The following is a 328-nucleotide window of genomic DNA, read 5'->3' as shown; positions in this document are numbered from 1 at the left end:
GTTTATATTTTAAAAGTATAAATGACAAAAAACTAAAATATATAATATTGCACGAGTATGCTCATGCTAAAAACAGAGATACTTTGCATTTAATTATCTTTCATATTTTTTCTATTGCTATGAGTTATAATCCACTAATACAAATTGTAAAAAGAAAGATGATTCATGACAATGAAGTAGAAGCCGATAGATTTGTCCTTAATAATATTAACAAAAATGAATTTAAGTCTTATGCGGAAGCTATTATGGATTCCGTATTAAAAACCTCATTTTTCAACAAAAATATATTAAGCCATTCATTTAATGGTAAAAAATCATTACTCAAAAG

The 328-nt window shown here is 24.4% G+C and carries 1 protein-coding gene; it reads left to right on the top strand.

Annotation, left to right across the window (positions count from 1 at the left end; translation table 11 throughout):
- The coding region (locus tag CD112_RS13495) for a M56 family metallopeptidase (protein WP_308446731.1) at nucleotides 1-328 on the top strand (328 nt) is incomplete at both ends.

Origin of the sequence: Staphylococcus simulans, assembly GCF_002902285.1 — a bacterium.
Classification (GTDB): domain Bacteria; phylum Bacillota; class Bacilli; order Staphylococcales; family Staphylococcaceae; genus Staphylococcus; species Staphylococcus simulans.
The sequence above is the reverse complement of the archived record's forward strand: the minus strand, read 5'-3'. Positions and strand labels throughout refer to the sequence as shown.